Source organism: Paenibacillus glycanilyticus (assembly GCF_030161375.1).
In the GTDB taxonomy this organism is placed as follows: Bacteria; Bacillota; Bacilli; order Paenibacillales; family Paenibacillaceae; genus Pristimantibacillus; species Pristimantibacillus glycanilyticus_B.
Genome location: NZ_BSSQ01000015.1, coordinates 51,232 through 77,678 on the forward strand (window position 1 = coordinate 51,232; position 26,447 = coordinate 77,678).

General features: G+C 49.9%; 21 protein-coding genes and 1 pseudogene. 9 read left to right on the top strand and 13 right to left on the bottom strand.

Features of this window, described 5'->3' with window-relative positions:
• Positions 1 to 46: 46 nt before the first annotated feature.
• Positions 47 to 1,426, bottom strand: coding sequence for a hemolysin family protein (locus QQK89_RS19115; protein WP_434481730.1), 1,380 nt, complete (start codon positions 1,424 to 1,426; stop codon positions 47 to 49).
• 223 nt (positions 1,427 to 1,649) lie between these two features.
• Between QQK89_RS19115 and QQK89_RS19120 the strand changes: the two genes are divergently transcribed.
• Together QQK89_RS19120 and QQK89_RS19125 are read left to right on the top strand one after the other, a co-directional pair.
• Positions 1,650 to 2,255 carry a copper resistance CopC family protein gene (locus QQK89_RS19120; protein ID WP_284240254.1) on the top strand — a complete coding sequence of 202 codons (606 nt, stop codon included), beginning with the start codon at positions 1,650 to 1,652 and terminating at the stop codon, positions 2,253 to 2,255.
• Positions 2,252 to 3,340 (top strand): copper resistance D family protein, encoded by a 1,089-nt coding sequence (locus tag QQK89_RS19125; RefSeq protein ID WP_284240255.1) that lies wholly within the window; start codon positions 2,252 to 2,254, stop codon positions 3,338 to 3,340. The genes QQK89_RS19120 and QQK89_RS19125 overlap by 4 nt, the downstream gene beginning before the upstream one ends.
• Positions 3,341 to 3,383: 43 nt before the next feature.
• Here QQK89_RS19125 and QQK89_RS19130 read toward each other — a convergent pair whose 3' ends face one another.
• Complete coding sequence (locus QQK89_RS19130; RefSeq protein WP_284240256.1) at positions 3,384 to 4,391, bottom strand: ABC transporter substrate-binding protein; 1,008 nt, start codon at positions 4,389 to 4,391, stop codon at positions 3,384 to 3,386.
• A gap of 193 nt (positions 4,392 to 4,584) precedes the next feature.
• Between QQK89_RS19130 and QQK89_RS19135 the strand changes: the two genes are divergently transcribed.
• The 5 genes and pseudogenes from QQK89_RS19135 to QQK89_RS19150 all read left to right on the top strand — a co-directional run bounded on the left by QQK89_RS19135 (position 4,585) and on the right by QQK89_RS19150 (position 9,322).
• On the top strand, positions 4,585 to 5,571 hold the full coding sequence (locus tag QQK89_RS19135) for a FecCD family ABC transporter permease (protein ID WP_284240257.1): 987 nt from the start codon (positions 4,585 to 4,587) through the stop codon (positions 5,569 to 5,571).
• Complete coding sequence (locus QQK89_RS19140; RefSeq protein WP_284240258.1) at positions 5,568 to 6,617, top strand: FecCD family ABC transporter permease; 1,050 nt, start codon at positions 5,568 to 5,570, stop codon at positions 6,615 to 6,617. Before QQK89_RS19135 ends, QQK89_RS19140 begins: the two co-directional genes overlap by 4 nt.
• 21 nt (positions 6,618 to 6,638) lie before the next feature.
• Complete coding sequence (locus QQK89_RS19145; protein ID WP_284240259.1) at positions 6,639 to 7,436, top strand: ABC transporter ATP-binding protein; 798 nt, start codon at positions 6,639 to 6,641, stop codon at positions 7,434 to 7,436.
• 223 nt (positions 7,437 to 7,659) lie between these two features.
• Positions 7,660 to 7,863 (top strand): annotated as a pseudogene (locus QQK89_RS29735) (hypothetical protein); the annotation flags it as partial.
• A 172-nt stretch (positions 7,864 to 8,035) separates the two neighbouring features.
• Positions 8,036 to 9,322, top strand: a complete 1,287-nt coding sequence (locus tag QQK89_RS19150; protein ID WP_284240260.1) for a sensor histidine kinase — start codon at positions 8,036 to 8,038, stop codon at positions 9,320 to 9,322.
• A 57-nt stretch (positions 9,323 to 9,379) separates the two neighbouring features.
• Here the strand turns inward: QQK89_RS19150 and QQK89_RS19155 are convergent, their stop codons facing one another.
• A complete protein-coding gene (locus QQK89_RS19155) occupies positions 9,380 to 10,690 on the bottom strand; it encodes a replication-associated recombination protein A (protein WP_284240261.1) in 1,311 nt (436 codons plus the stop codon).
• 279 nt (positions 10,691 to 10,969) lie between these two features.
• Here QQK89_RS19155 and QQK89_RS19160 point away from each other — a divergent pair, with 279 nt between their 5' ends.
• On the top strand, positions 10,970 to 11,548 hold the full coding sequence (locus tag QQK89_RS19160) for a GNAT family N-acetyltransferase (RefSeq protein WP_284240262.1): 579 nt from the start codon (positions 10,970 to 10,972) through the stop codon (positions 11,546 to 11,548).
• Positions 11,549 to 11,578: 30 nt separating this feature from the next.
• Positions 11,579 to 13,063, top strand: coding sequence for a methyl-accepting chemotaxis protein (locus QQK89_RS19165; protein WP_284240263.1), 1,485 nt, complete (start codon positions 11,579 to 11,581; stop codon positions 13,061 to 13,063).
• 294 nt (positions 13,064 to 13,357) lie between these two features.
• Here QQK89_RS19165 and QQK89_RS19170 read toward each other — a convergent pair whose 3' ends face one another.
• The 10 genes from QQK89_RS19170 to QQK89_RS19215 all read right to left on the bottom strand — a co-directional run bounded on the left by QQK89_RS19170 (position 13,358) and on the right by QQK89_RS19215 (position 26,397).
• A complete protein-coding gene (locus tag QQK89_RS19170) occupies positions 13,358 to 14,113 on the bottom strand; it encodes a tRNA threonylcarbamoyladenosine dehydratase (RefSeq protein WP_284240264.1) in 756 nt (251 codons plus the stop codon).
• Positions 14,114 to 14,181: 68 nt separating this feature from the next.
• Positions 14,182 to 15,990, bottom strand: a complete 1,809-nt coding sequence (gene aspS, locus QQK89_RS19175) for an aspartate--tRNA ligase (RefSeq protein WP_284240265.1) — start codon at positions 15,988 to 15,990, stop codon at positions 14,182 to 14,184.
• Positions 15,991 to 16,014: 24 nt separating this feature from the next.
• Complete coding sequence (gene hisS, locus QQK89_RS19180; protein WP_284240266.1) at positions 16,015 to 17,265, bottom strand: histidine--tRNA ligase; 1,251 nt, start codon at positions 17,263 to 17,265, stop codon at positions 16,015 to 16,017.
• Between the two features lie 631 nt (positions 17,266 to 17,896).
• The gene (locus QQK89_RS19185; RefSeq protein WP_284240267.1) at positions 17,897 to 18,064 is read right to left on the bottom strand and encodes a hypothetical protein; all 168 of its coding nucleotides are present in this window, start codon (positions 18,062 to 18,064) and stop codon (positions 17,897 to 17,899) included.
• Between the two features lie 91 nt (positions 18,065 to 18,155).
• A complete protein-coding gene (gene dtd, locus QQK89_RS19190) occupies positions 18,156 to 18,599 on the bottom strand; it encodes a D-aminoacyl-tRNA deacylase (RefSeq protein WP_284240268.1) in 444 nt (147 codons plus the stop codon).
• Between the two features lie 17 nt (positions 18,600 to 18,616).
• Positions 18,617 to 20,800: a RelA/SpoT family protein gene (locus QQK89_RS19195; RefSeq protein WP_284240269.1), complete on the bottom strand. Its 2,184-nt coding sequence runs from the start codon at positions 20,798 to 20,800 to the stop codon at positions 18,617 to 18,619.
• 188 nt (positions 20,801 to 20,988) lie between these two features.
• On the bottom strand, positions 20,989 to 22,749 hold the full coding sequence (locus tag QQK89_RS19200) for a cache domain-containing sensor histidine kinase (protein WP_284240270.1): 1,761 nt from the start codon (positions 22,747 to 22,749) through the stop codon (positions 20,989 to 20,991).
• Entirely contained in the window at positions 22,750 to 23,553 is an 804-nt protein-coding gene (locus QQK89_RS19205; protein WP_284240271.1) for a response regulator transcription factor, read from the bottom strand. It lies immediately after the preceding gene.
• A gap of 138 nt (positions 23,554 to 23,691) precedes the next feature.
• Positions 23,692 to 25,371, bottom strand: coding sequence for an ABC transporter substrate-binding protein (locus tag QQK89_RS19210; protein WP_284240272.1), 1,680 nt, complete (start codon positions 25,369 to 25,371; stop codon positions 23,692 to 23,694).
• A gap of 126 nt (positions 25,372 to 25,497) precedes the next feature.
• On the bottom strand, positions 25,498 to 26,397 hold the full coding sequence (locus QQK89_RS19215; protein WP_284240273.1) for a carbohydrate ABC transporter permease: 900 nt from the start codon (positions 26,395 to 26,397) through the stop codon (positions 25,498 to 25,500).
• Positions 26,398 to 26,447: the final 50 nt, after the last annotated feature.

Here is a 26,447-nt window from a genome sequence, read left to right on the forward strand (position 1 = left end):
GTATCCCATTGTCATGTACCTGACAATGGGATACCCCTTTTTCGTTTCAGAAGGACTGTCCTTCCGCAGAAATCATCTTCTCCGGGCCGGAACTATCTTTTGCTTTGTTGGGCCCCGGCTGCTGATGCAGCTTCTGTACCCGAATGCGCGAAATGCGCAAGTGATCCGTCTCCTCTATGATAAAGGCATATTCCCCGCCATATTCGATTCGCTGCTCTTTTGTTGGCGGAATCTCGATCTGCGAGTAAATCCAACCGCCTATCGTATCATAATTATCGCAATCGATATCAACGCCGAAATAACTATTTACTTCTTCAATCAGCATCATTCCGCTAATGGAATAACTGTTGTCGTCCCGCTTCTCGATCTCTGCCCGTTCCTCGTCAAACTCGTCTTGAATTTCGCCTACGATCTCTTCCATAATATCCTCGAGCGTAACCAGACCGGAGGTCCCCCCGTATTCATCGATTAGAATGGCGATCTGCGCTTTTTTCTTCTGCATGAGAATAAGCAGGTTGCTGATTTGCATGGAATCCGGAACCGTCGTGATAGCTCGCGTAATCTGCCGAATATCCGTCAAACTATGCGTAGTATCCTTCAACAGGTCTTTGATATGAACAAAGCCGATAATATTGTCCTTGTCATGATCGCAGACGGGATATCTCGTATGCATTTCATTTAAGGCAATCGCTTTGTTCTCTTCGAGAGACAGATGAACATAGAGACACACCATCTCCGTCCGCGGAATCATAATTTCACGGGCATTCGTCTCGGCGAACTCGAATATATTATCGACCAGCGTCAGCTCCGTATTATTAATGAGCCCGCTCTTATGGCTTTCCTGCATGAGAATGCGGATCTCCTGCTCGGTATGGGCTAAATGCTGCTCGGAAGCCGGCTCAATGCCAAACCGCTTCAGAAGCTGGTTCGCAAGGCCGTTCAACACCCAAATAAACGGATACATCAGTTTATGGAACATAATTAGAGGCGTGGCTGTCAATAGCGTAACCGTCTCTGCCTTGCGGATCGCTATCGTTTTGGGGGCAAGTTCACCGAGGACGATATGGAGTATCGTTATGAAGAGAAACGCAATAATGAATGAAATGGAATGGATCATAACCGGATTGCCCCATCCAAGCGCCAGAAACCAAGGCTCGATCAAATCTTTGATTGCGGGCTCCCCGATCCAGCCAAGACCAAGAGAAGCCAGCGTAATCCCCAGTTGGCACGCAGATAAATAAGCATCCAGGTTGTTCGTCAAGTGAGAGGCAAGCTTTGCGCGCAGATGGCCTTCTGCGGCCAATGATTCGATCCGGGTTCCCCGAACCTTCACCATCGCGAATTCCGCCGCAACAAACAAGCCGTTCATAAATACGAGCAACACAATAACAAGCAGCTGAAAAACATGCGGAAGCGGATCACTCAATACAGTCCCCTGCAGCCGTGCGCCCTGCACAGCAGCAGGTGCACCTCCTTCGAGAAGGGAATTTTCCATTGTGTAAAGATTGGGTATTTCCAGTTTATTCCGACTAAACCTCGCATTATGCCGATTTATTGCCTTCGAATATTGTTCATAAAGGCGAAGCCGAATTGTTCGGCCGATCTGTTATAATGACATCAATTAATCCAATAACGAGGGTGAATGACCTATGAAACGTATCCTATTCATTTGTTTAGTTGCACTATTCCTTGTACCGGGCATGGCCATGGCCCATTCCAAGGTTACCGTTTCTACTCCTGCGAAGGATGAGACCGTTACAACCTCGCCTTCCGAAATTTCCTTGACGTTTAATACGGATATCGAAAAGCTTAGCCAGTTCAAGGTGCTTGATGAGGCTGGTAAGCAAATGGCTACAGGAGATATTGAAGTCCATGATTCGACGATGAGCGGTGCCGTCACCGAACCTCTGAACAACGGTGCTTACACGGTTAAATGGACGATCATCGGCGCCGACGGCCATGCGGTTGACGGTGAATATGCTTTTACGGTCAATGTCGCGGAAGTAACGCCTTCCCCATCGCCTGAAGCAACCGAGTCGCCAAGCGCCGAAGTAACCGAGGCACCTGATGCAGCGGCATCCGCGGATCAAGAGAAAACCGAGGAGCCGGCTCCCGCAGCCTCGGCGGAGGACACCGACACCGACGCTAAAGACGGCAAAAGCAATAACAATGGCGTAACAACAGCAATTGGGGTTCTCATCGGAGTAATCGTAATTGCCGGCATCGTTCTAGTTGTCCGGAGGCGCCGCAAATGAGTTACGTCAGCGAAGCCCTTCTCTATCTCTGCTTTGCTATTCTTACCGGGACGTTTATTCTCCGTATTGTACCGGAGCATCGGCGTCCGGAGATCCGCGTTCCGACCTGGCTCCTGCTCGTTTGCGCGCTAGCTATTCCGCTCTTAGAATATGTGCCTATTCATGATTCTGCCGTATTGTTCGCGAAGGATACGGATATTACATACGGCGAGATGGTAAAAAGCATTCTGCTCGACCTTAACAACGGCAAAGCTTGGGTCTGGTCAGCCGTAGCATCCATTGGCCTCGCTTTTCTGCTTGGCTTGCCCTCCTTCCGGAACGACAAACATATGCCGAAGGTCAGCTTGTTTATTCTGTTGCTCTTGATTCTCTGGCTTGGATATGCCAGCCATGCAACTTCGCTATACGGGACAAAAGGATGGCTTGTCCATACTGCCCACTTCCTCGCGATAACCGTGTGGATTGGCGTACTGATGGTCGTGAGCTGGTTTGCTTCGGACAGCCGCAACTGGGAAGCCTTCCTGGCTTGGTTCTCGCCGCTCGCGATTGGCTGCATGCTCATTACCTTCACCGCCGGCATCCTGCTCATGACATTTACGACGCCGCAATACGTCAATTCGTGGATGCTGCCGTACGGACAAATGCTTCTTCTGAAGCATTTGCTTATCGCACCGCTGCTCTTATTTGCATATACGAACGGGTTTGGTTACCGGAAAATGCTGAAGCAGAGCAACAGCTTTAATCCAAAGCCTTGGCTGAAGGGTGAAAGTGTAATCGCACTGCTGCTGTTTATCGTCACGGGGGCTTTAGGCCAGCAGACTCCTCCTCACAACGTAAAGGAAACGCTGCAGACGGTATCCCCTTCCGAGTTGTTCACGACGGTCTACAACGGGCATTTCAGCCCGGATTTGACGCTGAAGTTATCCATCGGACTGGATAGTATCCTAATGCTTGCAGCGGCTCTCGTCATGATATACGGATTTATTCAGATGTACCGGGACAACAAGATGCTCCCGGCCTTCATTATGGGCCTTATGACAACGGTCTTTGGTTACTTCGCTCTTATGTTTGGAGTTGGATCGTAAAGAAAAGGCGCCGCTTTAAGCAAGCGGCGCCTTTTTGCGTGTATTATTTAGTCAACTTGATTCCATAATTCTCTGCCAATTGGTCCAGCATCAGGTTAGCTGCTTTAATGCCGCCTGCCGTATTCCAGATTGCATCGTCTACGCGGTAAGCATGGCCGGCTTTGACTGCGCTCAGGCCTTTCCAGATTGGATCATTTGTCCATTCCTGCTCTTGAGCGGAGCCTTTGCCGTCACCCGTATCGTAAGTGAAGTAGAAGATCCGGTCGGCATCCGCTTCCGGCAGACGTTCCTTCGTAATTTCGTCAGCGAATTGTTCTTTGGCATTCAGCGTCATTTCATTTCGTGCCAGGCCAAGCTGGCCAGCTATAACGCCTGAGAAGGTGTCCGTATGATAAACCCGCGTCTTGCCGCCCATGAAACGAACAAACGAGACGGTTTCTTTCAATTTATCTCCCGCTTGCGCTTTGAAATCTTCAATGCGCGCATCGAAATCCGCGATTAACGCGTTGCCTTCTTCGGTTTGGCCAAGCGCTTCCGCATACAGCTTGAAGTTATCTTTCCAAGCGCCGCGAAGCGTTTCCGCCTCGACGGTTGGGGCAATCGCCGACAGTTGCTCATAGATTTCTTCATGTCTCATTTTGTTCGCAAGAATAAGGTCCGGCTGCAAGCCAGCGATCAGTTCCAGGTTCGGCTGACCTTCCTCGCCTACCACTTCTACGCCTTCCATATCCGCCGCGATATGATCATACCAAGGATTACCCGTAAAAGATTTCACCGCGCCTACCGGCTTCACGCCAAGCGCCAATACGGCTTCCGTTCCTTCGTTGGTAAGTACAACAACCCGCTTCGGCGTACCCTTGATCTCGGTCTCGCCCATGGCATGCTTCACTACCCGAGTTTCATTCGATGCCGGTTGCTCCGAATTTGCAGCTTTATTATCCGATCCAGCATTATTATTGGAGTTCGATCCGCAGCCTGCTGCCAGTACCGCGATAACGATCGTACAAAGTACAAGCCCAATCCATTTCTTTCCGTTAAAACGATTAATCATGTCTATTAGTGCCTCCCGATGATAATGTTTCTCACCCGAACAAATATAAAAGAAAATGACGACAGAGTCAACAAAAATTTGAGAACGATTCTCATATTCATTGACAGGCTTGTACTCCTCTATTAAACTTCACTAAGTACATAAGTTAAATGTTTGTAAGTTGTCATCCATGATAAAGGAGTCACTAACAGCTATGAGACTAACAGGATTCATATTATCCCTTCTGCTCCTTGGAACAGCCATCCTATGCAGCATTGCGTTTGGCGTTACAAATATTCCGTTTTCAGCCGTTATGGATGCTATTTTCCATTATCAGCCTTCCAACCAGGAGCATCTGATTATTCAAACCGCAAGAGTTCCGCGCGCGTTAATCGCAGCGGCAGCCGGTGCCAGCCTCGCGGTTGCCGGCGCCCTTATGCAGGTTATTACCCGCAATCCCATTGCTTCGCCAAGCGTGTTTGGCGTTAACTCCGGCGCTTCCTTTATGGTGGTTGTCGCATCCGGCTGGCTTGGCATTAGCGGCATGCAGCCGCTAACCCTCCTTGCCTTGCTTGGCGCGGCCATTAGCGGTGCCATCGTGTTTGCCCTTGGCAGCATGGGCCGTGATGGCATGACTCCCGTAAAAATCACCTTGGCCGGCGCTTCGATTGCCGCTTTTTTCGCGTCGCTCACTCAAGGATTTATGCTTTCCAGCGGCAAAATGTTCGACCAAGTGCTGGTCTGGCTTGTCGGTTCAGTAGCCGGCCGAGATATGCACATGCTAGGCAGTGTCATTCCCTACATGGCGGTAGGTCTTGTTCTGGCCATGGCGCTATCCCGCCATTTGAACGTCCTTGGCATGGGCGACGATATCGCTCAGACCTTGGGCCAACGGACTGCTTATGTGAAGTGGCTAGCATCGGCAGCCATAATTCTTCTGGCCGGGGCTTCCGTAGCCGTCGCTGGTCCGATAGCGTTTGTCGGCATCATTATCCCGCATATCGTCCGTTATTTCGTTGGCGCGGATTACCGTTGGATCATTCCTTATTGCGCCGTGCTTGGCGGCGTCTTGCTTGTGACCGCCGATATCGGCTCCCGCTACATTGCCATGCCTAGGGAAGTGCCGGTTGGCGTCATGACGGCCGTGATCGGCGTGCCTTTCTTCGTATATATTGCCAGAAAAGGAAGACAAACCTCATGAGCAAATACAAGACTATAAGACTGAACAAACCAAAGTTGAAACTATCGTATCTCTTGGAATCCAAAACGATTGTCACCGTATTTGCTTTGCTTCTGCTGTGCGCGGCAGGTGCCGTTATAAGCACCGGGATCGGCAGTCAATTCATCGCGCCGCTGGATGTTATCCAATCGATCATCGGCAAAGGCAGCGCCATGCATGACGTCATAGTATTAAAGCTCCGCCTGCCGCGAATTGTCATCGCCCTGCTCGTTGGAGCGGCGTTAGCTTCTGCCGGAGCCGTGCTGCAAGGATTGATCCGAAATCCGCTGGCTTCTCCCGACGTAACGGGAATAACGGAAGGCGCATCGCTTGGCACCGTCTTGTTTCTCTTTTTCTTAAACGGCCATGTCTCCATTCACTGGATGCCCGTTGCGGCCATCCTTGGCGCTTTTGCCGTTACGTTTATCCTGTATGCTTTATCCTGGAAAAACGGAGCGTCGCCGCTCCGCATGGTCCTGATCGGCACCGGTTTATCGGCTGCGTTTAAGTCCATCTCCTATATGTTTATTATCGCTAGTCCTTATTTCCTGGCGAATCGCGCAATGACCTTTATGACTGGCAGCATTTACGGTTCTTCCTGGGACAAGGATGTTTATACGTTGCTTCCGTGGCTGATCGTATTGCTCCCGGCAACCTGGCTGATGGCCCGTCACATTAATGTTCAAGCATTAGGCGACGAGGTAGCCGGCAGCGCGGGGGCCAATGTGCAAAAGCACCGGCTTGTCCTGTTGCTACTCAGCGTATCGCTAGCCGGAGCCGCGGTGGCGATAGGCGGCGCGATCGCTTTTATCGGTCTTATTGCCCCGCATATGGCGCGCAAGCTTGTAGGCTCGTCGTTTGGCGGACTGCTGCCGGTCAGCGCATTAATAGGAGCGCTTCTGCTGCTCGTGTCCGATCTAGCAGCCCGGACCTTATTCGCTCCGCTGGATATACCGGCCGGCGTCTTCACCGCAGCCATCGGCGCACCGTTTTTCTTGTACATGTTATACCGCCAACGCAACCAATAAACAAGCTGGAGGAAGTCAACCATGAGTATGCTTGAAGCGAAAGGGATCTCCCTCTCTTATGGCGGAGCATCTATCTTTGAACAGTTGAATATAGCCATTCCGGATGGCAAAATAACCGTCCTGGTCGGAAGCAACGGCTGCGGCAAATCCACGCTGCTGCGGGCTTTGTCCAAACTTCTGAAACCTACGGCAGGCGAAGTGACGCTTAGCGGCAAAAACCTGTCGTCGATTCCGGCCAAAACCGCGGCCAAACAATTGGCCCTGCTCCCCCAAGGCCCTATTGCTCCCGAAGGACTTACGGTTCTTCAACTCGTGAAGCAAGGCCGTTATCCTTATCAATCGTGGCTTCAGCAATGGTCGAAGGAGGATGAAGAGGCGGTTCAGTCTGCTTTGAGCGCTACCGGTATCGTCGAGCTTGCCGAGCGTTCCGTCCTCTCCCTCTCGGGCGGTCAACGCCAGCGGGCTTGGATTGCCATGACGCTGGCGCAGCAGACCGGCATTATTCTATTAGACGAGCCAACCACATATTTGGATCTCACCCATCAGATCGAGGTCCTTGACCTGCTGCAAGAGATGAATGAGCGCGATAGCCGGACCATTGTGATGGTGCTTCATGATATTAACTTGGCTTGCCGTTACGCCGATCATATCGTGGCCGTAAAGAACGGTACAATCTACGCGCAAGGCGCGCCAAAGGAAATTGTAAACGCGGCGATGATTGAAGACGTGTTCCATTTGAAGAGCGACGTCATCTCCGACCCGCTGTACGGTACGCCGATGATCGTTCCTCACGGACGGAAGAAAATTAAACAGAGTTAGAAATGGGAAGGGGGTGTCCCATAAGTCATGAAAATGACGATGGGACACCCCTGTTTTTTATTTGGGCTAAACGTCAGCCTGCGCATTAAATGTTCTTCCGATCGCCATTGCTCAGGGATTCATTCGAATCAACGAGGTATGGTTGGCATCCCTTCACAAAAGCGAACGCTGACGCTTCTCCAGAATCATTTAATGCTCCGTCTACCCTTAACCTATTCATAAAATGCTCAAACAAAAGAAACCGACCCTTAAGATATCCCCCGAAAATAATCTCGTACGCGTCATAAACGATGCGGTCAATTGCTTGGATATGAAGCTATACACCAAAGCTTATCCCGGAGGTGGCCGGGACAGCTACTACCCCAAAATGCTCATGAAAGTCGTTATCTATACGTACATACAGCGTATCTACTCCTCTCGCCATCTTTACAGTGAGCGATAACCTTTTGAGACGGCCTCTTTGTGCTTCAACCCGCTCTATCAAAATTTGGTCTTGCTGTGTATAAAGATTTCATGAATAATGAAGATTGGACGATTTACCATAATACATAATTTGTATTTTCATAAATCTATAACGATTAGAAAAGGAAATTTTATCGATGAATTCACGAAGGCAACTGATTTTTCTAGTTACTTCCTTTAGTATATTAAGTATTTTAACTTGCTCCAAGCTTGCTTTATCCTACTACTCAACGGAAAAAGCAACTCAAACCTCATTAGCCAAGCAATACATTGCGATAGCGGAAAACATCGAGAACGGTCTAGATACGGCTGCTTACGAACGTTTTCTTCAAACCCGGCAGTCCGACGCGTCAGTGATCCAATATCTCGAGGAGTACCGCTCGCGCATTAACGCTTTATATGTCTACACCTTGCTTCTGGATGACAGCGACGTGGCAAAGGTGATGTTGTCCGCCGTCCCGTCGATAGACGACCGGCTCCCGATTGGGTTCCCCTGCACCGTTCCGGCCAAACAGGTCAATCAAGCTAAAAAAGGGATGGTGTACTACACCAACATTATCAAGGACGCCCAGCATGGCGTATATTTGTCGGTTGGCGTTCCCATTGTGAACGATGCCGGCAAACAGTTAGGCGTTATGGCCATTGATATTGAAGCAAGCCATTTGGGAGCCATAAGCGATGAAGTCATTAACAGCAACAAAATCATTTTTACCATTGATATCGTATTTGCGGTGATTCTGCTGCTTGCCTTCTTCATCCTAAGAAAATGGCATAAAACCAGCCTTAAACAGGATTTATTCGAATCCGAGCAGATGTATATTTCCGAGATGGGCAAGGTGATGAAGTCGATCAAATCAAGCCGGCATGATCTGCTTAATCATTTTCAAGTGCTTAATGGCTTATTAAGCCTTCAGAAATATGACAAGGCATCGGAATATTTGAAGCAATTGACCGTCGATTCCAAAGCGCTCGATTTATCCTTGCGGATCAGCAATCCGGTCGCTCTTATCTTGTTCCAGAGCAAATGGGAGCTCGCGCAATCCAAGGGGATTGAGCTGTTGTTTGATACGAATTCCGAGGAATGTTATCAAATGGAATCCATGGATCTGGTCAAAATCTTCTCCAATCTGCTCGACAATGCCATTGATGCAACGGAAACCTACGAAGGCAAACATCCGCGGAGGATTGTACTAACCTTTCAAGCACAAGGAACGCAAACTGTCTATTCCGTAGAGAACCCGGCTATTCTAAGTGCCAAGGAGCAGAAATCGCTGTTCCAGAAGGAAGGCTATTCTTCCAAAGAAAATACGGATGCCCTGCGCGGCAACGGATTAAAGATTATTAGCCAAACGGTTAAAAAGTACCATGGAACGATCCGGTTCAACTATGAGGATGAAATGGTGCGCATCCAAATAACGATTTAGTTTGAATGGAACAAAGGACCTCCGCGATCGGAGGTCCTTTGTTTTGTGCTTATAAATTTATTTCTTCCGCTGACGAAGCTCTTGGTTCTGGCGGATTTTCCCTTCCATTCCCTGCTCGGTCGCTTTGTAAACCGTTATCCCCTTAATAGGATCCGGCAAATACTGCTGATTCACGTAATGGCCCGGGTAATCATGCGGGTACTTGTAGCCTTCGTGTCCAAGCTGCTGAGCGCCTTTGTAATGCGTATCCCGCAGATGGAGCGGAACTTCGGCCTGGCCGATCCCTTCCATGGCTGCCATCGCTTTGCCGATCGCCACCGCCGCCGCATTGGACTTTGGACTCTCGACGGCAAACAATATCGCTTGCGCAATATTGTATTTGGCCTCCGGCCAGCCAATCTTATGGTAAGCATCCATAGCCGTTACGGCTTGCACCATCGCCTGCGGGTTGGCAAGTCCAATATCTTCGCTGCAGGCCACGATCAGTCGTCGCAGGAAAGTCATTGGGTCCATTCCCAGCTTCTCTACCGCATACAAAAACCAGAATAACGCAGCATCGCTGGAGCCTCGAATACTCTTGTGGAATGCCGACAAAACATCGTATTGCGTCGACATATCCGCCCGGACGGTTGGCTTCCGGATCGATTCCTGCGCAACCTCCACCGTAATCCGAACCGAACCGTCCGGCTCCGAAGGCGTCGTGACCGCAGCAAGCTCCAATGCGTTTAACGCCCGGCGGATGTCTCCGCCTGCCATGGAAGCAATATGTTCAAGCGCTTCTTCATCCGCATGCAAGGTCATAAATCCAAGACCGCGGCCCTTGTCCGCAATTGCCCGCTTCATCGCTTCGAGCGCATGCTTTTCGTTCAAAGGCTCAAGCTGGAACAACGTTGAACGGGAGAGCAACGCCCCGTTGACATGATGGAACGGATTCTCGGTTGTTGCCCCGATAAAAATAATGATGCCCTGCTCGACGGCAGGCAGCAACGCGTCTTGCCTTGACGTGTTGAACCTGTGTACCTCGTCGAGGAAGAGGATCGTTTTTTTGCCGTACATCAATTTGTTCGACTTGGCCGCTTCTATCACTTCCCGCACGTCTTTCACCGAAGCGTCCACGGCATTCAGCTTAACGAATTCTCCAGCCGTGCGTTTAGAAATAATGTTAGCTAGCGTCGTCTTGCCGCAGCCCGGAGGGCCATACAGCAATATCGACGACACTTGATCGCCCTCTATCGCTCTCCTCAGCAGCTTGCCCGCTCCAACAATATGTTCTTGCCCGATATAATCATCCAGCGTTTCCGGCCGCATCCGGTCGGCAAGCAATCTCGCCCGCGGCGTCTCCGCTTCCTGATAAGAAAATAAATCCATGGCTTCTCACAACCTTTTTTGCCCACTGTACTTACGATGATAGCATACTCGCACATACGTTCGCCACCGTGCGCAGATGGGACTGCTGCCATATTTTTTTCACTAATACCTAGTTAATTTGTAGGGTTTCCTATAATCTTTTACTACTAAAATGCCGATATAAAGGACTAGGAATATTTTTCCTTTGTAATTACGTTGTGAGGCGAATTACAAAACGAGAGGGAACAAAAATAGAGATAAAAAACATTAGACAGAGAGAGAGGATAAGGAGAGTATAAATTGTTCAAATCTGTGAAGAGCGAGTGGGAACTAACGGCATTCAACCGAATCTGGGTCTCTGTATGGGAAGAGAAAGGTTATGAACTCGAATATGCCAGCCGGATCGTAGAACGATACCTGGCTGTGGCCGATGACGGACAATTTGTCGGCACATCCGAAATTAAGCCCTATTTCCCTGGCTCAAGCTCAAGCGAAATCGACACAGTCGCTCCTTTTCATCTACATCCTAAAGTCATCGAAGATCCTACCCGCGTAGCGGAAATCGATAAAATCGCCGTTCTGCAATCCCATAGAGGACAACAATCCATCTCGGATCTGTTATCTTCCGCGGTATATTGCGCTGAGCAATATAATTACCGCTATTTCATCTCGCTCCTCGAGCCTGTATTTTACCGTGCCTTGCGTATTACATTCCATGTCCCGATGGAAAAGGTCGGCGCCAGAACGTTCTACAAAGGCGATGACGTGATTCCGGTCCTCTTCGACATGGAAGCAATCTACCGCAATAAACAGCAATATCGTTGGCTGGCCAACCATGCTCCTGCAGCCTGTATGAACAATGCCATAACCGCAAGCTAAAACCAATTTGCAAAGGTAGAGATCAACACTATGACCAGAGATCAAATTGTACTCGACAAAAGAAACCGATTGTTCGTAAAAATTTTATGGGGATTGCTTGCCTTGGGCCTGGTCGCTGATCTTGGCGCCGGGCTTGGAACGGATATGATTTTATTGCTGGCCATTGTTGGTCTCATCAGCTGCGGTCTCGCTACCTTTATGACCTACAAGCGAATTATGGTTCAGTACATCATGTATGTTGTTCCCATTATTCTAACGGCGCTAACGGTATTGTTAATCGTATCCGATCCGCATCCGATTATTAGCACCTACTTCCTCGTCTACGTGAATATTGCCGTTATGACGCTTTATGCGGATTACAAGCCTATCATTTTTACAGGCGTTCTCGGCATGGGCGTCAGCACCTATATTTTTATGGATTCGGATTTGCAACAGCAGTTATTCCCGAGCGATTCCCTGCTTTACCTATTCCTTTATCTGATCTTTGCGACGGTGGCGCTCTCCTTCTCCGCCAAATTCAGCCAACGGCTGCAAGCGGATGTTACAGCCGAACGGCGTGAAGCGCTTGAATCCAAAGAACTTACCGAGAAGGTTGTAGAGAAGCTGAAATCCATGATTCTCATTCTTGGCGAATTCAGCAGCGAGCAGAAAGGCACGGTAGACTCTACCGGACAAATCTCCAGGGAGGTCACGACCACCTTCGCGGAAATGTCCGCTTCGATCGAGAAGCAGACCAGCATGGTGCTTAACGTCAGCGATTCTGCCCATACGATTGAGTCGGCCGTTACCCAGCTTCGCGAGGGCTCTTCCCAGTTGCAGCAATATTCTGCGGATACGGCCGTGTTGACCGATGAAGGCAACGATTTAATCAAGAACTTAACGGCCGATGTGAACAGCGTCAAAACCATTATTGGAGAAACCGTCTCCCTCATGGAACAACTTATCGACCAAAATGAAAAAGTAAGCTTGATCGTTGGTTCCATTCGGGAAATTTCCGAGCAGACCAATCTATTGTCTCTAAATGCGGCAATTGAAGCTGCCCGTGCCGGCGAACAAGGCAGAGGATTTGCCGTTGTAGCCGGCGAGGTTCGCAAACTTGCCGATCATGCGAGTATCGCAGCCGGCGAAATTACGAGCATCCTGAGCAGCATCCATACCTCGATCTCCGCCGTAAGCAAACAAGTGCATCTAGGCCAGCAGGCCGTTGACACCAGCTATGACGCTTCTCAGAAGGTCGAGGGTATTATCCAGCGAATCAATAGCAATACGGAACAAGTGAAGAAGCAATCCGACACCGTTGGCCAGTCGTCCAGACAACTGCATGAACAATATGCCTCCATCTCGGATGAGATGACTGGCATGGCCGCCATTACGGAACAAAATATGGCTTCCGTCGAAGAGGTATGCGCGAGCATGGAGACCCAAGACGTTAAGATCGGCCATCTGGTCGAAGGTTACTCCCAGCTTGATGTCCTCATCTCGGAACTCAAAGACCTAGTGGAGCCAAAAAAATAACAGCCCTACTCCCCAACTAACCCGCAAGCGGTATTCTCCGCTTGCGGGTTTTTTCCGCCCCTCCCCGGTGAAGGATCTTTTTGGAATTGTCTTTTTTGCTTTGTACATATGGCTAAGGATTGAAAGGAATGTATCTCCTGGAGGAGCGGAGCGCTTGCCTTTGCTTGTGCTTTGCTACCGCTGAATATTATTCAAGCAAAGCACAAGCAACAGCAACCGGAAGGAGATACATTCCTGTAAATCCGCCATCCCATACAGACAAAAAAAAAGGCTGCCCCAAAGGACAGCCTTCCCCTAAACTTCAATGCCACGCTTCTCCAACAGATCCTTCACCACTACGCTTACCATGATAAGACCCGCGACAGGAGGCACAAAAGCGTTGCTCGCAGGAGGCTGCTGCGCTTTGCGGATCTCCGGAGCGTTCTCCGGCACAATGCGCTGCGTCACGTCCTCACGAGGCTTTTTGGGCAACTCGTCAGAGAAGACCACTTTCACGCCTTTCTTAATGCCATCCTTGCGCAGCCTTGTACGTACGACGCGAGCGATAGGATCCGTGTGGGTCTTCGAGATGTCCGCCACCGTAAATCTCGTAGGATCCATCTTGTTCGCAGCACCCATGCTGGAGATGATCGGAATGTTCCGCTCCAGACATTGCTTGATCAAGTGAACTTTGTACGAGATCGTGTCGGAAGCATCTACGACATAATCCAGATCGTAAGCGAACAGCTCTTCATACGTCTCTTCCGTATAGAACATCCGCAGGGAGATAACGTCGCATTCCGGATTAATCAGCTTAATCCGGTCGCGCATCAAATCTGCCTTCGGTTGCCCTACCGTCGTCGTAAGCGCATGAATCTGGCGGTTCACGTTCGTTATATCAACAACATCCTTGTCAATCAGGATGATCCGGCCTACGCCGGTCCGGGCAAGCGCCTCGGCCGCGATGGAGCCAACGCCGCCGATGCCAAGCACGGCGATGGTACTCCCTTTCATCGTGTCGAGACCTTCCGGACCGATGGCAAGCTCGGTACGGGAAAATTGATGCAGCATAATCGGTTGCCGCCTCCTAAAAAGAATGGTCACCTAAACAGCTTTACGGCTGTTCGTGATGATTCAGCTTAAGCCTGTTTGTTGCCTGTAGCTGCAGCTGCTGCTTCCGGCTTAGGCTTCAGGACGGTACGGATATGAAGCTGCTCAAGCTGGGACAGCTCGACTGGGGACGGAGCATCGCACAGCAGGTCGGTTGCGCTTGCTGTTTTCGGGAATGCGATCGTCTCGCGCAGGTTTGTACGTCCAGTCAGCAGCATAACGAGACGGTCGAAGCCGAATGCAATACCGCCGTGTGGAGGCGTACCAAAGTCGAATGCGTCAAGCAGGAAGCCAAACTTCTCATGCGCTTCTTCCATGCTGAATCCAAGCGCTCCGAACATTTTTTCTTGCACGTCTCGTTTGTAGATACGCATCGAACCGCCGCCAACTTCGTAGCCGTTCAGTACGATATCGTAAGCTTGCGCGCGGATTTGGCCCGGATCTGTCTCGAACAAATGCAGGTCTTCGTCTTTTGGACGAGTGAATGGATGATGGACAGCGACATAACGTTTCGCTTCTTCGTCCCACTCGAGCATTGGGAAGTCCACTACCCAAACAAATTTGAATTTGGAATCGTCGATCAGACCAAGCTCACGGCCAACTTTCAGACGCAGGTTGCCAAGCACGTCAGCAACAACTTTGTATTTATCGGCGGAGAATGTCAGCAGGTCGCCTTCTTCTACGTTCAAACGCTCAGTTAGAGCTGCGATTTCTTCCGGTTTCAAGAATTTAACGATTGGACCTTTCCACTCGCCGTCTTTAATCGTGATCCATGCAAGACCTTTACCGCCGTAACGGGCAGCAAACGGCTGCAGATCGTCAAGCTCTTTGCGGCTCCAGTGGCCGCAGCCTTTTGCGTTGAACGCCTTCACGACGCCGCCGCTTGCCGCAACGCTTGCGAATACTTTAACGTCGCTTGTCGCAACGATATCGGTAATATCTTCGATCTCCATGCCGAAACGAAGATCCGGCTTGTCGGAACCGTATTTGTTCATAGCATCCGCGTAAGTGATGCGTTGGATCGGAAGCTCAACCTCTACGCCGATCGTTTCGCGGAACAGACGCGCAATCAGCTGCTCCATCATGCCAAGCAGTTGATCTTGGTTCAAGAACGAAGTCTCGATGTCGACTTGAGTGAATTCCGGTTGACGGTCTGCGCGAAGATCTTCGTCGCGGAAGCAGCGTGCGATTTGGTAGTAACGCTCGATACCGCCGACCATCAGTAATTGCTTGAAGATTTGCGGCGATTGCGGAAGCGCGAAGAACTCGCCTTCATGAACGCGGCTTGGTACCAGGTAGTCACGAGCGCCTTCCGGCGTGCTTTTCGTCAGAATTGGCGTTTCAACGTCGATAAAGCCTTCACCGTCAAGGAAATCGCGGAATACTTTCGCTGCTTTCGAACGGAGCAGCAACGTTTTGTGCATTTCCGGACGACGCAGGTCGAGGTAACGGTATTTCAGGCGAAGCGATTCGTCAACTTCAACGCCGTCTTCGATTGGGAACGGAGGCGTCTTGGCAGCGTTGATCACTTCGATCTCCGTCACGCGGATTTCGATTTCGCCTGTTGCCAGGTTTTTGTTTACCGTTTCGGAGTCGCGTTCTACAACTGTACCTTTAACGGCGAGAACGAATTCGTTACGCGCACGGTCGGCTACAGCTAGAGCTTCACCGGAGAAATCAGGGTTAAATACGGTTTGCACGATACCCGTGCGGTCGCGCAGGTCGATGAACAATACGCCGCCAAGGTCGCGACGGCGTTGTACCCAGCCGTTCAAGGTTACTTCTTCGCCAATGTTGGCTTTAGTCAATGTGCCGCACTGATGAGTTTTAAGCATCATAATGGATGTAACTCCCCTTTGTTATTAGTTGGATTTCAATTCGGTTGCGAGGTTTGCAATCGCCACAAGGCGCTGCTCGCCAGTCGCCATTTCCTTCAAGGCAATCTCGCCGCTGGCTAATTCGTCGTCGCCGAGAATTGCCGTATAACGAGCTTGAAGACGGTCCGCCGATTTCATCTGCGCCTTCATTTTACGGCCCAGATAATCGCGTTCCGCACGGATGCCGGAGGTGCGAAGCTCGTAGACGAGTCTTGTTACTTCCCGGTCTGCCGCTTCACCAAGCGCTACCACATACACATCTACCTGATGCGCATTTTCGAGCTCGGCTTGTTGGTGCTCCAGCAGCATAATGGTGCGTTCCAGGCCAAGGCCGAGACCTACGCCCGGTTGATCCGGACCGCCGACTTCGGCTACAAGGCCGTTATAACGACCGCCGCCGCCGATTGTGTCAATCGCGCCAATGCCTTCCGCTTTGTATTCAAAAGCGGTGTGCGTGTAATAATCGAGACCGCGAACAAGTCTTGGATTAATCGAGAACGGAATGCCCATATCCGACAAATGCATTTTTACTTTGTCAAAATGAGCGTTGCATTCCTCGTCCAAGCTGTCCAGAATCGACGGTGCGCCTTCGAAACGGGCTTGATCCGTCTTGCAATCAAGCACCCGAAGCGGATTACGCTCCATACGGGATTGACAGTCTTTGCACAGCTGCTCGCGCATCGGCATCAGGAAAGCAAGCAGCTTCTCGCGGAAGGCTGCGCGGACCGCTGGAGTACCAACGGAGTTAATCTCCACGCGTACGCCTTTAAGTCCTACCTCCGTGTAGAAAGAATAACCAAGAGCGATAACTTCCGCATCGATTGCCGGATCAACCGATCCCAGCGCTTCGATTCCGAATTGGTGGAACTGGCGGTAACGGCCAGCTTGCTGACGCTCATAACGGAACATAGGTCCGATATAATAGAGCTTTGATACATCCGGTTCACCGTACAGTTTATTTTCCACGTAAGAGCGGACAACGCCAGCAGTCCCTTCCGGACGAAGAGTAATGCTGCGGTTGCCTCGGTCCGTGAAGGTATACATTTCTTTCTCCACAATATCCGTCGTTTCGCCTACGCCGCGTTGGAACAACTCCGTTGCTTCAAAGATCGGCGTGCGAATTTCACGGAAATTAAAACGGCGGCAAATATCGCGTGCTTTCTGTTCCGCGTACTGCCAGCGCTCTACTACTCCAGGCAATATATCTTGTGTGCCCGGCGATTTCTGAAAAGCCATTACAACCCCTCCTCAAACGAAATAACCATTTAAAGCCCATAAACACGCAAAAAACTCCCGCCCCCAACGACATGCCGTTAAAGGCTAATCGTTAGGGACGAGAGTTGAACTCCCGTGGTGCCACCCAAATTCCGGACTTTCGTCCGCTCATTAACGGTTAACGCCCGCAACACGCAGACCGGCTAGTGGCAATGATCATGCAATCATCCGTTCACCGTCTGTTCTCCGGAAAGTCTGTTCATCCTGTCACCATAAAGACGCTTGCAGCCAAAGGCGTCTATCTCTGGGTACGTGCACGGGATTACTTTGTTCCATCAACGAATCAGAAAAATTGTATACTGAGATTTAATATTAACCGGGTCGACAAAATAAGTCAATAGTCAATCGCATTTCATCAGTATGCCTCATTTTGGACAAAAAAAAACCTGCAGCCATCGTCGCAGGTTCCAAAATTATATTTTTAAAAAGGGGGTCGAGATTTATTATAGGTGAACGATGTTAAATAAACGTTATGAACTCATTACAGTAATATTACAAAATAGAAAGCGGTTCAATTACGAACATTCTCCTATATAGACGGGTACCAGTAAATAACAAAAGCCGCTCCAGATTAGAGCAGCTTTTGCCAAAGTTACATGCGGCCGCCAGGTTCTCGCCGGTTCGAAGGAAAGGCAAGAAACTCTTCTGCCGCCTCCACCTGTTCTTCCATCCTGGTCATCACGATCGCTTCTCGGCGATCGGTATAGAGGAGCCTGCGCGAAGCGCGCTCCACTCCTTGTTCCTTGCGGGATTGATGCATGGCAATAACTCCTTCAACATCGGATCTCGAACCACTTGAGGGTGGTTGGTTACTCCTATTGTTGCCAGCCGCCATGCATCTTACCCGTCCATTATTGCTTGCTGTCAATAATCAACGTTACTGGACCGGAATTCACGAGCGCGACATCCATCATGGCGCCAAACCGGCCGGTCTCAACGACAAGGCCAGCTTCGCGAAGCAACACGTTAAAACGGTCATATAAAGGCTCCGCTTGCTCCGGACGGGCAGCTGCCATGAAATTCGGGCGCCGCCCCTTCCTGCTGTCGCCATACAGCGTGAACTGTGAAATCGACAATATTTGTCCGCCTACATCCAAGACGGAGAAATTCATCTTCTCATTCTCGTCTTCAAAGATCCGAAGACCAGCAACCTTGTCCGCCATCCAGCGGATATCTTCTTCCGTATCCTCATGCGTTATTCCGACAAGAAGGACGAGACCGTGTTCAATTGCTCCGGCGATCTCTCCTTCAATCGTGACGCTTGCCTGCTTGCTGCGCTGCACAACAACTTTCACTGCGAATAAACCTCCAACTAGCTGTTCATAATGCGCTGTACGGAATAGACATCCTGCACGCGTTTGATTTTCTCCACAACGGAAGACAAATGATCAATATTGCGAATCAGCACGGTCATATGAATCATCGCCATTTTATTCTTAACCGAACGGCCCGTAACAGCCGAAATATTCGTCTTGCTCTCCGAGACGGCTTGCAGAACTTCGTTCAACAGTCCGGTCCGGTCATGCCCGGTAATTTCAATATCAACGCTATAGTTGGCCTCGATGGAATCTTCCCATTCCACTTCAATAACGCGGTCCGCTTCTTCACCTTCCGCGTTGAACGGAATGTTCTGGCAATCGAGACGGTGAACCGATACTCCTCTGCCGCGAGTAATATAGCCGACAATGGCGTCTCCAGGCACCGGATTACAGCAACGGGCAAACCGGACAAGCAAGTTATCGATGCCCTTCACGGTAACGCCATGCGTTGGCCGGTTCTTGCGATGACTGGAAGATTTCAATTCCTTCGGCTCATTCGTCAGCTCGATTAGATTCGCTTTCTCCGCTTCCTTGCGGAGTTTCTCAGTCAACTTCGTACAAATCTGTGCTGCCGTGATGCCGCCAAAGCCAATCGCCGACATCATATCTTCAATATCGTTGAAATTATATTTACCCGCGGCTTCCTGCAGCTTGTCATCGCTCATCCAAGCGGATGCCTCAAGTCCCATCCGTTTCAATTCGCGTTCGAGGAGGTCGCGGCCTTTCGCAACGTTTTCTTCGCGCTTCTCGCGTTTGAACCATTGGCGGATTTTGGTCCGGGCATGGGAAGACTGTGCGATTTTCACCCAGTCCTGGCTTGGGCCGTAGGAATGCTTGGAAGTCAGAATCTCGATGATGTCGCCCGTCTTCAGCTTATGGTCCAGCGGCACAATCCGCCCGTTGACTTTTGCGCCAATCGTCCGGTTGCCTACTTCCGTATGAATCCGATAAGCAAAATCAAGCGGAACGGAGCCCGCCGGCAGCTCGATTACTTCGCCGCTAGGCGTAAACACAAATACAAGATCGGAGAAAAAGTCCATCTTGAGCGTTTCCATAAATTCCGAAGCGTCGCGCGCTTCGTTCTGCAGCTCCATAATCTCGCGGAGCCAGGACATTTTGTCCTCAAAATTCGTATTAGGCACAACGGTGCCTTCTTTATATGCCCAGTGGGCCGCGATCCCGTATTCGGAAGTCCGATGCATATCCCATGTGCGAATCTGAACTTCGGTTGGTTCGCCGTTAGGACCGATGACCGTCGTGTGCAAGGACTGGTACATGTTCGCCTTCGGCATCGCGATATAGTCTTTGAAACGACCGGGCATCGGCTTCCATAACGTATGAATAATGCCAAGCGTCGCATAACAGTCTTTAATGTTATCTACGATAATCCGAATCGCCATCAGATCGTAAATTTCGTTAAACTGCTTGTTCTTGAACGTCATTTTCTTATAAATGCTGTATATGTGTTTCGGGCGGCCCGAAATGTCGCCGTCAATACCCATTTCCTCAAGCTTCTCTTTGATTCGGCCGATAACGTCGGAAATAAACAGCTCGCGCTCTGCCCGTTTCTTCTTCATCAGGTTCGCAATCCGGTAATATTGCTGCGGATTCAAATACCTGAGCGCGATATCTTCCATCTCCCATTTAATCGCGGAAATACCGAGTCTATGAGCAATCGGACAAAAAATTTCAAGCGTTTCGTACGCAATTCGCCGCTGTGCTTCCTCGGACTGGAACTTCAGCGTGCGCATATTGTGAAGGCGGTCTGCCAATTTGATCAGAATAACCCGGATGTCCTGCGCCATCGCAAGGAACATCTTCCGGTAGTTCTCATTCTGCTGCTCTTCCTTCGATCGGAACCGGATCTTCTCGAGCTTGGTAAGCCCGTCGACAATCATCGCGCAGGTTTCGCCAAATTTTGCGCGGATGACCTCAAGGTCAACTGTCGTATCTTCAACGACATCATGCAGCAATGCTGCGATAATCGACAGTACGTCCATTTGCATGTCCACGATAATTTCAGCAACGGCAACAGGGTGAAGAATATACGGCTCCCCCGATTTGCGAACTTGTCCGTGGTGGGCTTGGTCCGCAAATTCATAGGCTTCCCTGATGCGTACCAGATCCTGTTCTTTAATATAGGCCGACGCCTTTTCGATTAACTGCTCTATGCCCATGAATGTTCCTTTCCGAACGCTTGACTCCGATTCGCGCATTTTCCGAGTTTTCTTAATATTATGCTGGAAATAGGCCTCTCGCGTCAACCTGCAACGGCGTTCTAGTTCGTCAAATTTCGCTTACAAGATAATGTCCCTATTAAAAAAAGCAAGGGATAACGCTATCCCCTGCGGTATTAACCTTATTATCAAGGTTCAGCCGGAATCCGGATGTGAACGGTTGTGCCTTCACCCGCTTCGCTGGTAATAGCAACTCCGTACTCCTTGCCGTAATACAGCTGAATCCTTTCATGTACATTACGTATACCATAGCCGACGCGTTGCAATCCGTCACCACTGAAAATATTGTCAAGCACCTCGCGCGGCATGCCATTCCCGTTATCTTCAACGAGTAAATGCACCACATTCTCTTCAAGATATCCGGTCACGCGAATCTGGATATGGTCGCCTCTCCACGCATGTTCGAGAACATTCTCAACAAAAGGCTGGACGATTAGCTTAACCGTATTCAGATCGACAATTTCCGAGGAAATAAAATAGCCGATTTGCACCCGGTCGCCATATTTGATCTGCTGGATATCCATGTAGGCGCGTACCTGCTCGATCTCTTTGCCAATCGGAATGATGGTTTGTCCTTCATTAAGCGATAACCGGTAAAACTTCGCCAGGTTCATCACCATCTGATGCTGCTTATCCACTTCCCCGAACTTCGCCAAGCGGCTGATCGAGGATAACGTATTATATAAAAAGTGCGGATTGATCTGAGCCTGCAGCGTTTCAAGTTCCGCCTCTTTCTTTTTCAAATTCGTCGTATACACTTCTTCGATTAAATTTTGCGTCTTTTTGCCGAGTTCATTTAACGAAGACGCTATCGTCGTAAATTCGTCATTTCCGCTGTAATGGATTCTGCGCTGGAAATCGCCTTGACGGAACGATTGCAAGACGGACACGACCTTGAGCACCCTGCGCGAAAATGTGCGGGATACGAAATACGCGACCAGCATAATCAATACGCAGCTTACGCTGCAGATGACTAGCGACAGCATTTTAACTTTTTTCGTGTCCTCCTCCAGAACCGAAGACGGAACCATGGCCGTCAGACTCCAATTAAGTCCGGGCAAAGGCTGGCGAATGACCAAATAATCGGCGTTTGCGTCATCCCAAAGCTGCTCGCGGGTATGCTCGGTCGCTCCTGAAGAATATAATATATTCCTTGTCCCGTCCGTAATAAAGAGAGTGCTCCCCGCACCGATCTTATTATGGTCCACGCTTTGGAATAAATCCTTCAAATATACGCTCATCCGGATAAATCCGATCTCATCCAAATTCGCGGGATCATTCAAATCCACCAACCGTCTAAGCAGCGATATCCGGTTATAGCGGCTGTCGTCTTCGATCTGCTCCCACTGCTGCGTCTCGCCGTACTTTTCCGACGGATACGACCGGTACCATGGTTTGTCTGCGATCCTTGCCAGATGAAGCAAATCAAAAAACGTCCCTTTCACAAGCAAAGGATCGATATTCTTGTTATCGTAATAAACCTCCGGCAACGTCTCATTGCGCAAATAAACCGTCAGCCATACACTGCGGTTCGTCGATTCAATCGTTTGCCTGAATTTGGGCAGCAGCAGCTTGGTGGTCGCTTCATAGCTGACCCAGCCTTCTTCATAATGAAGCAGCTGCTTCGACAACGTGGTATCGTAATAGAGCAGATCGGATAAGCGCGTTGTATCTTCGAGCTTGTAGATGACGTTATCTTCAATTTGCCGAAGCGTGCCTTTGAACGTATTGGTAGCGTTCGCTCGAATCGAGTCCGTCATAATCTCGCTCGCGAAATAACCAAGCGCGAAGATCGGAGCAATTATAAGGAGCATATAGGAAATAAGAAGCTTAATGCCAAACGGCATATATTTGCGTGCTTGCTGAGGAAGCATGGAAGGCGTGTGCATCTAGTGCTGTCTCCTGAATTCAATCGGCGTCATGCCGAAGGTCTCTTTAAATTGCCGGCTGAAATAAGGCATGTACCGGTAGCCGACCAAATCAGCCACCTCATAGATTTTCACCTTGGGATCCTTCAATAATTGCCCCGCCTTCTCCATTCGCATGGCGATTACATATTCGCTAAAGCCGGTTCCCGTCTCTTCCTTAAACATGGAACCCAAATAATTCGGAGAAAAGGAAAACCGGTCAGCCACTTCCTTAAGCGTTAGGGAGCGGTGCAAATGTTCTTTCATATAGACGATCATTTCCTGAATCAACTTCGTATGTTTGCCCTTGTCGCCCGGAACGGCTTCCGCCGCTTGCCTTCGTCCGCTTGGGGACTTCAGGAAAGCATCTCGCCATTGGCGTTCTTCTTCCAGATGCCTGGTCTCCTGATCGAGCTCCTTCTTGACCTGGACAAGCGCTTCTACCAGCTCCGCATCATCCATCGGCTTCAGCACATAGCTGTAGGCGCGAAGTGACAAAGCTTGCTTCACGTAATGAAAGTCCTGATAGCCGCTGACGAAAATAACCCTCAGATCGCCGCAGCCATCCGTTTCCTGCGCTTTGCGCGCCAATTCAAGTCCGGACATGCTGGGCATATGGACATCCGTCACCAAGATATCGATTTTCTTCTCCTTCAATACCTCATAAGCATCAAAACCGTTATTGACGGCGGCAACCACCTCAAGGCCAAGCTCGGTCCACGGAATAAACATACGCATACCTTCCAGATCGAGCACTTCATCGTCTGCGATTAATACTTTGTACATGGAAGCCTCATCTCCGATCTGCGGAATAGATTAGTATAGTTGCGATATGCTGCAATGGAAACGGCAGAGCCGCCCCCGTGACAGACAGGGACGGCGCAACCGCTTGACCAAATTATACTCCAGTATTCGTCTCTATTGTTAATTGCCTTTCATGCTATTTACGTTTTCCTGCCACTTCGTTGTTTTGAAGGCAAGCAACTTATCGTAGCCGATCGCCACCGCGTCCTTTTGCGCTTTATCGAGGATGGCAAGCACTTCTTCGTCGCTCTTCGCATACAAGGCTTTGGCTCTCGCTTCTTTGTACAGCTCTTCGAAAGATTGGGCGATTATGCCTTCCTCTGAGTCCGGTGCCGGCGCGAGGTTAATGTACTCTGTTGCGTTCTTCTGCGTTTTCCATGTAATCGCGTTCTGCCAACGCGCTTCCCAGGATTGCTCTTCTTCGGGCAGCGTAAGCTCGAATTTCATTTTGGACGTATCGATAAAGACCGTATTTCCGTTCCATTGGAAGTTAACGGTGGCGTCCATCATTTTGGTGCGGCCTTCTACGTCAGACGTATAAGCATCGGTGAAGATCGGGGAACCGTCCGCGTCAGTACCTTTCCAGTAGATCCCTTCCGGACCCCAGAATAATGTACGCGTGCCTTCTGGCCCGGTCAGGTAATCAAGGAATGCAAACACTTTCTCCGGATCTTTGGCGGACTTCGTAATGACGCTTACGTTCCAGCCCAGCTGCGTGTAAGTACCTGCCCAAATTTTGTTCTTATCAAGTCCGGCTTTGTGTACCGGCCATACCATCATATAACCGTCGTTTGGATCCTTCTTCTTCAGCTCGGCATCGCCAACCGCGCCGTATTCCGTCGGGCTTGCCCCAGCGAATACGGCAGCCGTGCCGTTATATGCCTGCTCTTTCACTTGATCCTTCGTTTGAGTCAGCGCATCCGGGGTCATCAGCTTCTCGCGGAATAACTTGCTTGCGAATTGCATCGACTCGCGGAAGACAGGATCAAGGAATAAGGACGTCAACTTGTCGCCGCTTGGTACGGCGCGATTTGCTACATAAGCCGGCGAGTAATCTTCGCCAAACGCCGCATATAACACGTCAAGCCCTTGGCCGTCGATCGCCAGATCCGGGTTAAACGGCGTAACGTTCGGATATTTCTCTTTGACCATTTTCAAATAGTTGTAGAAATCATCCGTCGTCTCAAGAGCCGGCTTGCCAAGCTCTTCATAGATTTTCTTATTTACGAGATATCCTGCGTTGCCGTTCGGTTGGGACGTGTACCAGTTCGGGAACTGATAGATCTTGCCGTCTTTCGAACGGAGCATGTTTATGGCCTCTTCGCCTACCCACTTCTTGAAGTTCGGATATTTGTCGAGGTAATCATCAAAAGGTTCACGAAGCTTTTCCACATCCGCGCCGCGGTCCATCCATATGACATCCGGCAGTTCGCCCGAAGCAATCATGGTGTTCAGCTTCTGAGCGGCATTGCCGCCCGATTGTACCGGCGTAATGTCTACCTTCATATTGTCTTTGATCCATTTGGTCGCTTCATCGCCGCCCCAAGCAGGCATCGAATACCAGTCATAATGCCCGTAGAAGGAGAAATTGAGCGGTTCGCTGCCAAGCTTCCACGCCTCCGTAGCTCCGGTTGCGTTCGATGGTGCGGTGCTTTCTGCCGGCTTCTCGCCGTTTGTAGCCGCCGGTGCATTGTTCGTCCCATTCCCGCCGTTGCCGTTACTGGAGCACCCCGTCATCGCCATTACGATAGCAAGAGCGCCCGCAAGTCCAAATGTTGCCGATTTCCTCAATCTGCTCATCTTGATATTACCCCTCTCTCCCCATGCTTTTAATTATGTTCAGCGGAAGCGGATTTGTCGATCCATGCTGCAAGACAAGCGTGATCCGTTTCACGATGAAAACGATAGTTATTGCTTGCTAAACGCCTACTCTTTCAGTGAACCGACCAATACGCCTTTTACAAAATACTTCTGCACAAACGGATAGACGAGGATGATCGGAATAGTCGCCACCATCATGGTAGCCATCGACAATGATTTGCTTGTTATGCTTTTCATGGAGCTTAGTCTGCTTTGCGATGCGGAATCAAGCTGCGAGAATTGCTCGCTCATAATGTTGGAATTCAGAATCTGCTGGAGCATCGTTTGAATCGGAATAAGCTTTTCTTTCGTTATATAAAGGCTAGGATAGAACCAGTCGTTCCAGTGGCCCACCGCCGTGAACAAAGCGAGTGTCGCGATAACCGGACCGGAGAGCGGGAGTATAATCCGGAAAAACGTTGCCCAGTAACCGCATCCGTCAATTTGCGCGGATTCCTCTAGCCCTTTGGGGAGCCCTTGGAAAAACGTTCGGAATATAATCATGTTCCATACGCTAATTAGTCCCGGGATAATAAAGACAAGGAAGTTATCCATCAACCCCAAACCCCGGATCAGCAGAAACGTCGGGATAATGCCTCCGCTGAAATACATCGTGACGATGCAGGCGATCATATAAAACTTCCGGCCCATCAGCTCCCGCTTGGTCATTCCGTAAGCGAATATAGCCGTGAACAGAATCGAAAATACCGTACCGATTACCGTCCGCAAGATAGAAATGTAGAAGCCGTTAATTATGCGCTTGTCTTGGAAGACGATTTCATAATTGTCGAGCGTAAAGGCCCTCGGCCAGAAGGTCACGCCGCCCATCGCGGTATCCATCCCTTTGTTAAACGAGATAACCGTGGCGTTCCAGAACGGATAAAAGGTGAAAAAGGCGATGACGGTCAAGCAGATATAAACAAAGATGCTCAAGCTTTTATCACTGAAACTGGTTTTGATTCTCATAACCGCACGGCCCTCCTTGTATGCAAAGTTCGATAGGAATTAAAGCGTTG